General features: G+C 66.1%; 17 protein-coding genes. 12 read left to right on the forward strand and 5 right to left on the reverse strand.

The annotated features are described in order from the left end of the window. Positions 1-28 precede the first annotated feature (28 nt). The 3 genes from BoBH3_RS11375 (at position 29) to BoBH3_RS11385 (ending at position 1378) form a co-directional block, all read left to right on the forward strand. Entirely contained in the window at positions 29-220 is a 192-nt protein-coding gene (locus BoBH3_RS11375) for a CsbD family protein (RefSeq protein ID WP_262330898.1), read from the forward strand. A gap of 288 nt (positions 221-508) precedes the next feature. Further along, positions 509-808 (forward strand): PepSY domain-containing protein, encoded by a 300-nt coding sequence (locus tag BoBH3_RS11380; protein WP_262330899.1) that lies wholly within the window; start codon positions 509-511, stop codon positions 806-808. 36 nt (positions 809-844) lie between these two features. Further along, a complete protein-coding gene (locus BoBH3_RS11385) occupies positions 845-1378 on the forward strand; it encodes a hypothetical protein (RefSeq protein WP_262330900.1) in 534 nt (177 codons plus the stop codon). A 235-nt stretch (positions 1379-1613) separates the two neighbouring features. Here BoBH3_RS11385 and xth read toward each other — a convergent pair whose 3' ends face one another. After that, positions 1614-2423, reverse strand: coding sequence for an exodeoxyribonuclease III (gene xth / locus BoBH3_RS11390; protein WP_262330901.1), 810 nt, complete (start codon positions 2421-2423; stop codon positions 1614-1616). A 217-nt stretch (positions 2424-2640) separates the two neighbouring features. Here xth and BoBH3_RS11395 point away from each other — a divergent pair, with 217 nt between their 5' ends. From BoBH3_RS11395 to ligD, 7 genes are all read left to right on the forward strand, one after another. Beyond that, positions 2641-3393 (forward strand): ImuA family protein, encoded by a 753-nt coding sequence (locus tag BoBH3_RS11395; protein WP_262330902.1) that lies wholly within the window; start codon positions 2641-2643, stop codon positions 3391-3393. Next, the gene (locus BoBH3_RS11400) at positions 3308-4831 is read left to right on the forward strand and encodes a DNA polymerase Y family protein (protein WP_262330903.1); all 1524 of its coding nucleotides are present in this window, start codon (positions 3308-3310) and stop codon (positions 4829-4831) included. The genes BoBH3_RS11395 and BoBH3_RS11400 overlap by 86 nt, the downstream gene beginning before the upstream one ends. Next, on the forward strand, positions 4828-8097 hold the full coding sequence (locus BoBH3_RS11405; protein WP_262330904.1) for an error-prone DNA polymerase: 3270 nt from the start codon (positions 4828-4830) through the stop codon (positions 8095-8097). The genes BoBH3_RS11400 and BoBH3_RS11405 overlap by 4 nt, the downstream gene beginning before the upstream one ends. 116 nt (positions 8098-8213) lie before the next feature. Further along, positions 8214-8333, forward strand: coding sequence for a DUF4113 domain-containing protein (locus BoBH3_RS11410; protein WP_262331188.1), 120 nt, complete (start codon positions 8214-8216; stop codon positions 8331-8333). Then, positions 8330-8665, forward strand: a complete 336-nt coding sequence (locus BoBH3_RS11415) for a hypothetical protein (RefSeq protein ID WP_262331189.1) — start codon at positions 8330-8332, stop codon at positions 8663-8665. Before BoBH3_RS11410 ends, BoBH3_RS11415 begins: the two co-directional genes overlap by 4 nt. A 38-nt stretch (positions 8666-8703) precedes the next feature. Beyond that, the gene (locus tag BoBH3_RS11420) at positions 8704-8955 is read left to right on the forward strand and encodes a hypothetical protein (protein WP_262330905.1); all 252 of its coding nucleotides are present in this window, start codon (positions 8704-8706) and stop codon (positions 8953-8955) included. A 65-nt stretch (positions 8956-9020) separates the two neighbouring features. Then, on the forward strand, positions 9021-10055 hold the full coding sequence (gene ligD / locus BoBH3_RS11425; RefSeq protein WP_262330906.1) for a non-homologous end-joining DNA ligase: 1035 nt from the start codon (positions 9021-9023) through the stop codon (positions 10053-10055). Here ligD and BoBH3_RS11430 read toward each other — a convergent pair. The 4 genes from BoBH3_RS11430 to BoBH3_RS11445 form a co-directional block, all read right to left on the reverse strand. Continuing rightward, entirely contained in the window at positions 10052-10252 is a 201-nt protein-coding gene (locus BoBH3_RS11430; protein ID WP_262330907.1) for a DUF3606 domain-containing protein, read from the reverse strand. The genes ligD and BoBH3_RS11430 overlap by 4 nt on opposite strands. 49 nt (positions 10253-10301) lie before the next feature. After that, positions 10302-10517 (reverse strand): hypothetical protein, encoded by a 216-nt coding sequence (locus BoBH3_RS11435; protein WP_262330908.1) that lies wholly within the window; start codon positions 10515-10517, stop codon positions 10302-10304. A gap of 88 nt (positions 10518-10605) precedes the next feature. Continuing rightward, on the reverse strand, positions 10606-10845 hold the full coding sequence (locus BoBH3_RS11440; protein ID WP_262330909.1) for a hypothetical protein: 240 nt from the start codon (positions 10843-10845) through the stop codon (positions 10606-10608). 86 nt (positions 10846-10931) lie between these two features. After that, positions 10932-11324 (reverse strand): VOC family protein, encoded by a 393-nt coding sequence (locus tag BoBH3_RS11445; RefSeq protein ID WP_262330910.1) that lies wholly within the window; start codon positions 11322-11324, stop codon positions 10932-10934. Positions 11325-11585: 261 nt separating this feature from the next. On the opposite strand from BoBH3_RS11445, the gene BoBH3_RS11450 reads away from it, so the two are divergent. Both BoBH3_RS11450 and BoBH3_RS11455 read left to right on the forward strand, forming a co-directional pair. After that, the gene (locus BoBH3_RS11450) at positions 11586-12521 is read left to right on the forward strand and encodes a patatin-like phospholipase family protein (RefSeq protein WP_262330911.1); all 936 of its coding nucleotides are present in this window, start codon (positions 11586-11588) and stop codon (positions 12519-12521) included. Between the two features lie 8 nt (positions 12522-12529). Next, a complete protein-coding gene (locus BoBH3_RS11455) occupies positions 12530-13417 on the forward strand; it encodes a nucleotidyltransferase domain-containing protein (RefSeq protein ID WP_262330912.1) in 888 nt (295 codons plus the stop codon). Positions 13418-13443: the final 26 nt, after the last annotated feature.

Consider the following 13443-nt stretch of genomic DNA (forward strand, 5'->3'; position numbering starts at 1 on the left):
AAGGCGGCACCGCAACAGGAGAAGCGCAATGGGCAGCACCACGGACAAGATCAAGGGCATGGCAAACGAGGCCGCCGGCAACGTCAAGCAGGCCGCGGGCAAGGCGATGGACAAGCCCGGTCTTCAAGCCCAGGGCGTGGCGCAGGAACGCAAGGGCGAAGCCCAGCAGGCACTCGGCAAGGGCAAGGAAGCCGTCAAGAAAGTCGTCGATAAGGCGTGATAGGCCACGTTGACCAAATCGAACGGGCTGCCGAAAGGCGGCCCGTTTCGCTTTTCATGAAGGCGGCAACAGATTCCGGCGCCGTCCCGGTGTCGCGTGAAAGCCGCGGGAGCTTTGGTTCTGTGGTGATGGGTGTTGGGGCAACGGCGAGTGGCTGGTGGAACCCAGACAGACGTCGAGCGATGTCTTCTTCTCCAAGAGCGCATCCGCCCACCTGGAACTTTCATGGGCATTTTGCGGTTGGATTGTGCATCGCGGCACGTGCCGCCCGCCTTGCAGGAGACCATCATGAAGACGCTGCTCATCGCCACGCTGATCGCCTCCGCCACGTCCTTCGGTGCCATGGCTCAGACGTCGACGACGGCACCGACGCCTGCGCCGAATGCCGATGCTGATAAGAACGCGCCGCTCCCGGGTGCCAACAGCTTCACCGAAGGCCAGGCCAAGAGCCGCCTGGAAGCCAACGGCTACTCTAACGTCGGCGCCCTCAAGAAGGACGACAACGGCATCTGGAAGGGAACGGCCACGCACACCGGCGCGCAGGTGAACGTCTCGGTCGATTACCGCGGCAACATCACCCGCAACTGATCCGTGCCGCTCGCACCACGAACCCTGGAGACGAATATGACCCGCACCATCACGCGTTCCTACGATAACCATGAAACCGCGCGCTCCGTCGTCGACCAGCTCGAGGCTGCTGGCATTTCGAGCAGCGACATCAGCCTCGTCGGTCGCAACGGCGACGGCGAGACCAATGCCGCCGAGGGCGCAGGCATCGGCGCGGGCGTCGGCGGCGCCGCCGGGCTGCTCGCCGGCATCGGCCTGCTGGCCATCCCGGGCATCGGCCCCGTCGTAGCCGCAGGCTGGCTTGCGTCCACAGCGGCAGGCGCTGTCGCCGGCGCGGCCGCTGGTGGCCTGGTTGGCTCGTTCGTGAAGGAAGGCCACGATAAGGAAGAGGCCGAATACTACGCCGAGACGGTTCGCCGCGGAGGCTCCGTCGTCTCGGTCCGCACCGAGCCGGAGCATGAGGCCACCGTTGAAGCCATCCTGGACGGCGCTACCCCGATCGATCGCTCGTCTCGCGAGGCGGAGTATCGCGCCGGGGGTTGGGACCGCTTCGACGAGAACGCCGGCCCCTATCGCCCGCCGGTCGTCTGATCGCATCGTTCAGGTGAAGGACGGCCCCGGGAGTCCGGGGCCGTTTCCGTTGGCTCTCGTGCTTACGGGACACATGGAACGACCGCGCGAAGCAATGAGCCGAAGCGGCTTGGTTGGCCGTTAACGGGGCGCGAAGGTCGCTCTGGAGCTGCTCCGTGCATAGCTCTTTAACCCCGCCTCTGCCGTCCAGCACATCCTGATTGATCGCAGCCAAAATGGGGTCATGGACCCGCCATTACGCTTTCGACGGCCTTCCCGATCCGGCGGTCGCGTGTTTCGAAAGTTCGATCCAAACCGGTGCGTGGTCGCTCGCCTTCTCCCAGCCGCGGACATCGGTGTCGACGCCGGCGGATTTAAGCCGGCCGGCCAGTTGCGAGCTGAGCAGCAGGTGGTCGAGACGCAGGCCCGCGTTCCGACCCCAAGCGTTTCGGAGATAATCCCAGAAAGTATAGATGCGCTCACCCGGATGCAGTTCGCGCAGGGCATCGGTCCAGCCGGTTTCGACCAGGTGTCGATAGGCCTCGCGGACGTCGGGGCGGAACAGAGCGTCGCCTTCCCAGCGCTCGGGCTTGTAGACGTCGAGCGCGGTCGGGATGACGTTGAAATCGCCGACCAACGCGACGGGGATTTCATGCGCCAGCAGTTCGTCGGCATGGCTCTTTAGGCGCTCGAGCCAACGCAGCTTGTAGTCGAATTTCGGCCCCGAGGGGGGATTGCCGTTCGGGAGGTAGAGGCAGCCGATCAGGACGCCCTTCACGGCGGCCTCGATGTAGCGGCTCTGGTCGTCCTCCCCCTCGCCGGGCAGGCCGCGGCGGGTCTCAATCGGGTCGGCATTGCGGGCGAGGATCGCGACACCGTTCCAGCTCTTCTGGCCGTGCCAGACCGCTCCGTAGCCGGTGCTCCTCAACGCGGCTTCCGGGAAGTTCCGTTGAGACGCCTTCAGCTCCTGAAGGCAGACGATGTCGGGCTTCGTCTCGGCGAGCCAACGCAGCAGCACGGCAAGCCGACCGTTGATGCCGTTGATGTTGAAGGTCGCGATCCTCACCCGGCGGGCTCAGCGCTTGCGTTCGCCGCTGTCACGCTCTGTTCCCGCTCTGACATCGCTGGCTCCCTTCATCCACAGCCGATCCAACGCACGAAACCCCGTCCGGATCGGGGGCGGGCCGGACGGGCGCGCCCCGGGGCATTGCGCCGCGCTTGACTCCGAGGAACCAAACTAGAACAAAGAATGAACATAACACGCATTGCAGGTCATCCCCATCGTGCGGCCCCAGCCCGCCCTTCAATCCTTGCGCGACCGGATCGAACGGATCGAGGGACGGCCCGCGCGCGAACGCAGCGTGCTTCCCTTCGGGATCGCCGCGGTCGATTCCCGTCTTCCCGGCGGCGGGTTGGCGCTCGGGGCCTTGCACGAGGTAGCGGGCGGCGGAGACGGCGCGATCGACGGGGCTGCTGCGGCCTTGTTCGGGGCGGGCATCGCGGCGCGGACGCGGGGAAAGGTGCTGTGGTGCCTGACGCGCAGCGATCTCTTCGCCCCGGCTATCGCGCAGGCAGGTCTGGGGCCCGACCGGGTGGTCCATGTCGAGGCCGGGGATGACGGAACGGTGCTGGCCTGCATGGAGGAAGGGCTTCGCCATGGCGGGCTCGGCTCCGTGGTCGGCGAGGTGGCGCGACTGTCGATGACGGCGTCTCGGCGCCTGCAACTGGCGGCCGAGGGCACCGGGACGCTGGGGATCGCGCTCAGGCGCTGGCGTCGCCAGGCGGAAGCCTCGGATTTCGGGCAGCCGACGGCGGCGATGACGCGCTGGCGGGTCTCGGTCCTGCCCTCGACGGCGTTGCCGGTGCCGGGCGTGGGTCGCCATCGCTGGCTGGTCGAGCTGATCCGGGCACGGGCGGGCGAGAGTGCGGATTTCGAACTGGAGGCCTGCGATGGCAAGGGTCGTCTCGGTCTTCCTGCCGAGCTGGTCGATCGATCGGTTTCGGCGCAAGGCTGGCGACGCGGCGCCTCCGGCTGAGGTTCCGCTCGTCCTGATCGGCCGCGACGGCGGCAGGCGGCAGGTTGCGGCGGCGAACGCCGTGGCGCTTGCCGCCGGCCTGCGTGTCGGCATGCCGGCGGCTAAGGCGCAGGCGCTCGTCCCCGGGCTCTCGGTGCTCGACGCCGACCCAGCGGCGGATGAGGACGAGCTCGTGCGCCTTGCGGCCTGGCTGCTCGCGCGCATCGCCCCGGTGGTCGCGACCGACCCGCCAGACGGCATCGTCATCGACACGACCGGCGCCGACCATCTGCATGGCGGCGAGGCGGCGATGCTCGAGGGCATCGTCGGCCGTCTCGCTCTGTCGGGCATCGCAGCACGGGCGGCGGTCGCCGACACATGGGGGGCGGCGCATGCGCTCGCCCGCCATGTCGCCGCACCGACGCTGGTCGCATCCCAGGGCGAGGGGATGGCGCGGATGGGGCCGCTGCCGCTGGAATGCCTGCGGATCCCGCCCATTCTGGCACGCGACCTGCGCGTCCTCGGTTTCGCGACGGTGGGCGATCTCGCCGTTCGGCCGCGCGCGCCGCTGGCGTTGCGTTTCGGTCCTGAGCTCGGGCGCCGGCTCGACGAGGCGCTCGGCCGTCTTCCCGAGCCGATCATCGCAATCCGCCCGCCCGACATGATCGAGGTCCGGCGCGCCTTCGCCGAGCCGATCGGTGCGGCCGAGACGATCGCGCGCAACATCGGCAAGCTGGTCGTGGCCCTGTGCGGGCGGCTCGAGGCGGCCGGGCTCGGCGGTCGTCGGCTGGATCTGGCCTGCCACCGCGTCGACGGTGGGGTGCAGGCGATCCGCATCTGCCTCGCGCGACCCGTGCGCGACGCGAAGCGCCTGACCCGGCTCCTTTGCGACCGGATCGAGACCATCGAACCCGGGTTCGGCATCGAGATCATGACATTGGCAGCGGTTCTAGCCGAGCCGCTGGAGGAGCGACAGCTCGCCGGCGGGCTGATGCAGGAGGCCGAGCCGGACATCTCGGGGCTGATCGACACCCTGACCAACCGGGTCGGCGAGCGCGCGGTCTATCGCTTCGCCGCGGTCGCCAGCGACGTGCCGGAGCGCAGCGTCGCGCGGGTGCCGGCGCTGGCCCTCGAGACCGGAGCGATCTGGCCCGATCACTGGCCGCGGCCTGCCAGGCTGCTGCCCCGTCCGGAGCCGGTCGAGACGCTGGCGCTACTTCCCGACCATCCGCCGGTCTCGTTCACCTGGCGCGGCATCCGGCGGCGGGTGAAGCGGGCCGACGGCCCGGAGCGCGTCTTCGGAGAATGGTGGAAGCGCGAGGCGGAACTCGCTGCGGTCAGGGACTACTTTCGGGTCGAGGACGAGGCGGGCGAGCGCTTCTGGCTCTACCGTGCCGGCGACGGCGAGGACGCCGCGACGGGGTCGCATAGCTGGTTCCTGCACGGGGTGTTCGGATGAGCGCGCGCTATGCCGAACTCCAGGTCACCAGCCATTTCAGCTTCCTGCGCGGCGCCTCCTCGGCCGAAGAGCTGTTCGCGCAGGCTGCCGCACTCGGGATCGAGGCGGTGGCGATCGCCGATCGCAATTCGCTGGCGGGTATCGTCCGGGCGCATGAGGCGGCGAAGATCACCGGGGTCAGGTTGATCGTCGGTTGCCGCCTCGATCTCGAGGACGGCACGGCGATCCTGGTATATCCGACTGACCGGGCAGCCTATTCGCGGCTGTGCCGGCTGCTCTCGATCGGCAAGAGGCGTGGCGGCAAGGCCAGATGCCGTCTCGACTGGCCGGACGTCGCCGAATATGCGGAGGGTCTGGTCGCCGTGCTGGTGCCGGACCTCGCCGACGGGGAGTGCGCCTTCCGGCTCAGGCGGCTGCGTGAGGCGTTCGGCGACCAAGCCCATCTGGCGCTGACCCTGCGGCGACGTCCTAACGATCGGCTGCGATTGCACGAGCTTGCCAACCTGGCGGTGCGGATGCGGGTGGCGACGGTGGTCACCAACGACGTGCTCTTCCATGAACCGGCGCGGCGCATCCTTCAGGACGTGGTGACCTGCATCCGGCACAACGTCACCATCGATGCGCTGGGGGAGCGGCGCGAGCGCCATGCCGACCGGTATCTCAAGCCGCCGGACGAGATGCACCGGCTGTTCGATCGCCATCCCGAGGCGCTGGCGCGCACTCTTGCGATCGCCAACCGCTGCCGGTTCTCACTCGACGAGCTCGCCTACCAGTATCCGGAGGAGCGCGACGACCCGACGCTGACGCCGCAGGAGACCTTGGCGAAGCTCACCTGGGAGGGGGCGGAGGAACGCTATCCCGAAGGCGTGCCGGACAGCGTGCGCGCCAGCCTGGACCATGAGCTTACCTTGATCGAGAGGCTCGCCTTTGCGCCGTATTTCCTGACGGTGAATGCGATCGTGCGCTTCGCGAGGTCGAGGGACATCCTCTGCCAGGGCCGCGGCTCGGCGGCCAATTCGGCCGTCTGCTACGTGCTCGGCATCACCTCGATCGACCCCGGCCGCAACGACCTGCTGTTCGAGCGTTTCGTCTCTGAGGAACGCCGGGAGCCGCCCGACATCGATGTCGATTTTGAGCACGAGCGGCGCGAGATCGTCATGCAGTGGATCTTCGAGACCTATGGCCGCGACCGGGCGGCCCTGTGTTCGACGGTGATCCGGTATCGGACCAAGGGGGCGCTGCGCGATGTCGGCAAGGCGCTAGGCCTGCCCGAGGATTTGATCGGTGCGCTGTCCTCGCAGGTCTGGGCCTGGTCGGAGGATGGCGTCGAGGACCAACAGGTCGAGGGGCTGAATCTCAATCTCTCCAATCGACGGCTGCGGTTGGCGCTCGATCTCGCGCGGCAGTTGCAGGGAGCGCCGCGGCATCTGTCGCAGCATCCCGGCGGCTTCGTACTGACCCATGACAGATTGGACGATCTCGTCCCCATCGAGCCCGCGGCGATGGCGGATCGCCAGGTGATCGAGTGGGACAAGGACGACATCGATGCGCTGAAGTTCATGAAGGTCGATGTGCTGGCGCTCGGCATGCTGAGCTGCATGAAGCGCGGCCTCGACCTGCTGGCCGATCACAAGGGCATCGATCTGGAGCTCGCGACGATCCCGCCGGAGGATCCGCGCACCTATGCGATGATCAGAAAGGCCGACACGCTCGGCACCTTCCAGATCGAGAGCCGGGCGCAGATGTCGATGCTGCCCCGGCTCAAGCCCCGGACCTTCTACGATCTGGTGGTCCAGGTCGCGATTGTGCGCCCCGGGCCGATCCAGGGCGACATGGTCCATCCCTATCTACGGCGAAGGGAGGGACGCGAGCCGGTGCATTTCCCGACGCCGGAGCTGGAACGGGTGCTCGGCAAGACGCTGGGAGTTCCGCTGTTCCAGGAACAGGCAATGCGGGTCGCGATCGAGTGCGCGGGTTTCACTCCGGGCGAGGCCGACATGCTGCGCAAGTCGATGGCGACGTTCAAGTTCACCGGCGGCGTCTCGAAGTTCAAGGACAAGCTCGTCTCCGGGATGGTGGCGAAGGGCTACGAGGCGGAGTTCGCCGAGCGGACCTTCCGGCAACTCGAGGGCTTCGGCAGCTACGGATTTCCGGAGAGCCACGCGGCCAGTTTCGCCCTGATCGCCTATGCCTCGAGCTGGTTGAAGTGCTGGCATCCGGACGTGTTCTGCGCGGCGCTGTTGAACAGTCAGCCCATGGGTTTCTACGCCCCGGCGCAGATCGTGCGGGATGCGCGCGATCACGGCGTCGAGATCCGCCCGGTCTGCGCGAATGCCTCGCGCTGGGATTGCACGCTGGAGCCGACGCCGGACGAGGGTCGTTTCGCGGTCCGGCTGGGGCTTCGTCTGGTGAAGGGATTGGCCAATGCCCATGCGGCCGCGATCGTCACGGCACGGGCCGACCAGCCGTTCCGGTCCGTCGACGATCTCTGGCGTCGGGCGCGAGTTCCGGTCGCGACCCTGACCCAGCTTGCCGAGGCGGACGGGTTCCGGCCGTGTTTCGGGTTGGGGCGGCGGGAGGCGCTCTGGGCGATCCGGGGCCTGCGCGACGAGCCGCTGCCGCTCTTCGCCGCGGTCTCGAACCGATCCGAAGAGTTCATCCCGGAGCTCGACGAGCCGGCGCCCCTGCTGCGGCCGATGACGGCGGGCGGCGACGTCGTCGAGGATTATCGTCATGTCTCGCTGTCGCTGCGAGAGCATCCGGTCATGTTCCTGCGGGCTGATCTCAGGCGGCGGCGGATGGTCACTTGTCTCGAAGCGATGGAGTCCCGTGACGGGCGCTGGGTGGAGGCTGCGGGGATCGTGCTGGTGCGCCAGCGCCCGGGGTCGGCGAAGGGGGTGATGTTCATCACGCTGGAGGACGAGAGCGGCATCGCCAATCTGGTGGTCTGGACCAAGGTGTTCGAGGCCCATCGCCGCGTGATCCTATCGGCGGGGATGATCGCGGTCAGGGGCCGGATCCAGCGCGAGGGCGAGGTCGTGCATCTGGTGGCGCAGCGGTTGACCGACCTCTCGGCCGAGTTGGCGAGCGTCGGGGGTCGCGATGCGCCCTTCCCCGTTCCGCATGGCCGCGGCGACGAGTTCCATCACGGCTCGCCTGCGCCCGATCCACGCGGATTGCCGCCGAAGGGGCTGAAGACAAGGGACATCTATGTGCGCGATCTGCACATCGACACGATCAAGGTCGCGACGCGCGATTTCCGATGAAGGTCAGCGCCCTGCTGGAGGCTGGCAGCGCGCCCTGATCGGCGCCTCGATCGCGAGAAGTCCAGACGCCGGAGGGAGGCGCTGGGTGGCTGAAACCAGCGCACGGGCGCGGCGTTCTGTTCCCGGCGGCGGCAGGCCTCGCCTGCCAGAAGAAGGCATGGATCATGAAAATCACGATGCGCTCAGCCAGGTACACGATACGGCTGGAGCTGATTCCCGTTGTGGGCCGGGCATGAACGCGCGCGCTCACCCGACGACACCTGACGGTCGCTACTTCATGGTCGCGGGCCGTCTGTGGCGCTCGACCAACCCGGCGATCCCGGAAGAGCGTCGTCACCGCCTGGTCGTCGAGCTCATGCATGCTCGGCGGGCCGTCAAGGATGCCAAGCGCGGGAACGGCGACCTTCGGTTCGCCCGCGACCGCGTCGATGCCGCGAAGGTCGCATTGGGAGAACGTGGCCCCGTCTGGTGGGGCGACGGCGCGCCTGATCTGAACCGCCACATGGCCAAGAACACGCCCTATGCGGAATGGGCGGGAGCACTCAAAAAATGCGCGACCGAGCATTAGATTTAGCTGAGGCAGGGTCCAAGTCGCAGGATTCTTCCATGTCGACACGACATGTGAACGTCACGACACGCGTCGGCACGGAGGGACCTTACCGGGTCGACCTGCCGCTCGATCCCGGCACGCTGAATGAGCGCCTGTTCGACATCGGGCTGTGGCTGGTCGAACGCGATATCCCTCATCAGGCTCGCATCCTGATGGAGCCCGAGCACGAGCGATTGAGGGTCAGCTTCCCTGATGTGGAGAACGCCGATGCGTTCCGGAAGCGCTTTGGATCGCGGCTGAATTCATAACGGAACGGAACCGTCGGCCCACCGTTGACTCGGCGTTTCGTTGAGTCAGTTGGGTGGAGTACGGCATGGCCAAGCGCATGCTGCGAGCCGGTACCGGCGGGGACATCGCACGGAGCCCCGTCGTCACAGGGCGCCCGAGCCGCCGGCAGGCTGTCCTTCGGTTCGATCCGATGCCGGACCGCGTCGAACCATGCCTGGCACTGCTGTCGCCCAGGGCCCCGGTCGGACCGGAATGGGCCTTCGAGGTCAAATGGGACGGGTATCGACTGGCCGTGCATATCGAACGCGGCAAGGTCCGCATCCTGACGCGCGGTGGCCACGACTGGACAAGCCGTTTCCCGACGATCGCTCATGATGCCTTGGAGATGGGTCTGGACAGCGCCATCCTCGACGGCGAGGCGGTGGTGCTCGATGAGCGCGGGGCATCCGACTTCGGTGCCTTGCAACGGGCACTGGGTGGGCGTGGCGGGAAGAAGTCCGCCGCTGGGGCGATCCTTTATGCCTTCGACCTGCTCTACCTCGACGGTCGCGACCTGCGGGCGCTTACGCTCGACGAGCGGCGCGACCTGTTGGTGGCCGCAATCAAGCCGCATGGCTCGATCAGGATGAGCGAGGAGCTCGACGCAGAGGGAGCCGCCTTCCTGAAGCTCGCCTGCGAGCTGGGCCTGGAAGGGATCATCGCCAAGCGCCGGGACGCGCCCTACCGATCCGGTCGGGGCGGTGACTGGCTCAAGATCAAGTGCGTCCAGTCGGAGACATTCCTGATCCTGGGCTACGAACCATCGTCGGCGGCGTTGGGCGGGATCGGTCGCCTGCTGCTGGCGGCTCGTCGCGGCGACGGTCTGGCCCATGTGGGCAGCGTCGGCACGGGTTTCACCACCAAGACGGCATCGGAACTCAAGAAGACGCTGCGGTCCCTGGAAATCGAGAAGCCCGCGATCCCGCTCAAGGCGAAGGGCATGGTTTGGGTGCAGCCCATCCTACCCGCCGAGATCGCCTTTCGCGGCTTGACCGACGACGGCAACCTGCGCCACGCCTCCTACAAGGGCCTGCGCGAGGATGCCGATCAGTCGGAAGTCTTCCAGCTCGACGAGGACTAGCCCCCGCCCGCGCTCAGGGTCTGCTTCCGGAGTTCTTCCTCGACGGCGCTGGCCGACGACCCGACCTTGCGTACGACCTGTTCGAGCTGGGACTTCGAGATGCCCAGCTTGTCGGTCCAATACCGAACCTCGTAGTCCTCGCCGAGGCTAATGCGGGACCGATCCTGCGGGCCGCGGTTGCTCTTGTCGTCTGCCATGGAAACCTCCTCTTCCCGAGAAGGAATCCCTCGGGTGCCCATTGGTTCCCTATCGCCAGCCCGTGGCATCGTCGTGAGCCTGGTCCCACTTCATGATCGCATCGACAAGCGCCGCCAGTTCGCGTTCCTCTGAGGTGCTCTCGAAATGTCCCGCAAGTTCGGCGACACGGATGGTCGCTTTTTCGTAATCCTCGAGTGTCTCGATCTTGATCGCCGCGAGCGGCATCTCAGTCGGGATGCCCTCTGGTTCGATGTCGGTTCTCATGGCGCCCTCCGTGTCGACGATAACGTCGTTGCAGCGATCCGGGTCCCTCTTTGGGATGAAGGTGACCATGTATCGCCGGGGGCAATCCTCACGACACTGCGCGAAGCCAGGGCACCACCTTGGCGGCCGCTTGCAGCGCCTCGCTTTCCGTCGCGAAGGATAGGCCGCTGTAGTGATGAACCGGGACCCATCCGTCTTCATCGCGACGGAATTCCTCGAACCCGTGGGATCGATCCGGTCTGAGGATCAAATCGACGCAACGATCGTGCTCATCATTCTCGATGCTACGATAGATCGTCCAGGATTTATCCAGGCGTCGCGTCATCATCGGACCTAGCTTCGTCGCACCCAGTGACCGAGCAGACCCCGGCGCCGTCTTCCAAGCGTCCAGCCCGGGCTGTCGGGCAGCTTTCGCTACCTCACTTCGCCGCGCTCCAGCAACTCGATCCGGACGCCGTCGGGCGCACGGACGAAAGCGATTAGCAGACCCGGCCGCACGGTGGTGGGGCCCGAGATGATCTCGACGCCGCTCCCGGAAAGTTCCGACAGCGCATCTTCGAGCTTGTCGACGGTGAGCGCCAGATGGTCCATGCCGCGCACGGGTCCCTCGGGCCGGGTGACGGCTCCCTCAGCGGCACGATCAATGAAGATCGGTAGCCCGACGAGATCTACGGTCACGCGAAGCTGATCGCCGTTCTCGACTCGGGAAACGCGGATCGCGCCGAAGTGAGTCTCGTAGAATCCCGCCGCTGCATCCGGGTCATCGGACCGCAGGTGAATGTGATCCCACTTCGGCTTAATCGCCATTTCGGTCTCCGGTTCACTCGACCGGACGTGCCGGCGATCGTTGCAGGGTGCCGTCGGACCGGGGCACCGATTATGGGCGGATGGCATGCCCTTTCCGGGTATCCCAATCGGTGTCCGTTTGCCATGGCATTCGGTGTCGCCTTAGCCCCAAGCGGGGCTGCCCGATCGAATTTAGCCTGCAAGATCCGAAGGTACTGACGATTGCGGGTTGCGGTTGCCGTACAGTTCGGGAGACAGCTTTCCTGATTCGCGGGATTGGCCATGCCCGACTTCTCGGCCGAACGGCCGTGCCGCATTCTCAGCCTTGATGGCGGGGGCGCCAAGGGCTTCTACACGCTCGGGGTCCTCCGGGAGATCGAAGGACTCGTCGGCTGCCGCCTGCACGAGAAGTTCGACCTGATCTTCGGCACGAGCACCGGTGCCATCATCGCATCCTTGCTTGCGCTGGGGCACTCCGTCGAGGAGATCCACGTGGTGTACAAGCAGTACGTCCCCACGATCATGAAGCAGAAGACGCCTGCCGAGAAATCGGCGGCCCTCGCCAGGCTTGCGGTCGAGGTCTTCGGGGATGCGAAGTTCGACGCGGTGAAGACCGGCGTGGGCGTCGTGACCACCAAGTGGGAGATCGAGCGGCCCATGATCTTCAAGGGCAATATCGCCCAGGCACATGGTCGGGTTGGCACCTTCGTGCCCGGCTTCGGCGTCACGATCGCTGAAGCCGTTCAAGCATCCTGCTCGGCCTACCCGTTCTTCGAGCGAAAGACCGTCACGACCGCGGCAGGCGATCACATCGAGCTCATCGACGGCGGTTATTGCGCGAACAATCCGACGCTCTACGCGATCGCGGATGCGATGATCGCTCTGAAGGTGCCGCGCGAGCACATCAGATGCGTGAGTGTCGGCGTCGGCGTTTATCCGGAGCCGAAACCGGGCCTGATGATGTGGCTCGCGAAGAAGTACCTGGTCAGCGTGCAACTCCTCCAGAAGACGCTGGAGATCAACACGCAATCGATGGATCAGCTCCGCGACATCCTGTTCAAGGACATCGGCACGATCCGCATCAGCGACACGTTCGAGAAGCCCGAAATGTCGACGGATCTGTTCGAGCACGATCTCAAGAAGCTCAATCTGCTGCGCCAGCGCGGCGCGGATTCCTATGCGGCACGCGAGGCGATGTTGAGGAATTATCTGGTCTAGGGGGAACGATGGCGATTTCGGAGGCGCAGCTCGGAACCTGGTCGCATCAGGGGCCGACCGGGCAGTTCACGGCGACGTACGAGACCTTGCGGGGTGTCCTGAATGACAGCGGGTCGCCGTACTACCTGAAGGATTTCGAGATCTTCCTCCAGGGCTCTTACAAGAACACCACCAACGTCTATGGCGACAGCGACGTCGATGTCGTGATCCGCCTGGATTCGATCCGTTATACGGACCTGGACTTTCTGAACGCCGAGGAAAAGGCGCGCTACAGCGCGCAGCGTAGCCCAGGGTCGTACACGCTAACGGAGTTCAAGGCATCGGTCGTCGCGTGGCTCGTCCGGCATTACGGGAACTCGGTGAAGGTCGGAAAGAAGGCGGTCCTGATCCAGGGGAACGGCACGCGCCGGGACGCCGACGTGCTCGTCTGCGCGAAGCTGCGGCGCTACTACGCGTTCCCGGCCTATGGCGAACCGCGTTACGTCGACGGCATCTGCTTCTTCTTGCCCGATGGCACGCGGATCGAGAACTTCCCCGAGAAGCACAGCCTGAATTGCACCGCGAAGCATCAGGCGACGCGGGAATGGTTCAAGCATACCGTGCGCATCTTCAAGAATCTGCGGAACACGATGATCGAGCGACGGATCATCGCGGACGGCCTGGCGCCGTCGTATTTCATCGAAGGGTTGCTCTACAACGTTCCGGCCGACAAGTTCGGTGGCAGCGAGCAGCTCAATTTCAGGGACGTGCTGAACTGGCTGATGGCAGCGGATCGAAGCAGCTTCGTATGTGCGAATGAGCAGTTCAAGCTTCTCGGCAACGGGAATGTCACGTGGCCCGCGGCCAATTGCTCGGAATTCCTCGGTGCGGTGGTGGCGTTCGATCGGGCCGCATAGCGAGCCGGGAGGTTGACCACCGGCTG

It is taken from the genome of Allobosea sp. BH3, assembly GCF_025499465.1.
Classification (GTDB): domain Bacteria; phylum Pseudomonadota; class Alphaproteobacteria; order Rhizobiales; family Beijerinckiaceae; genus Allobosea.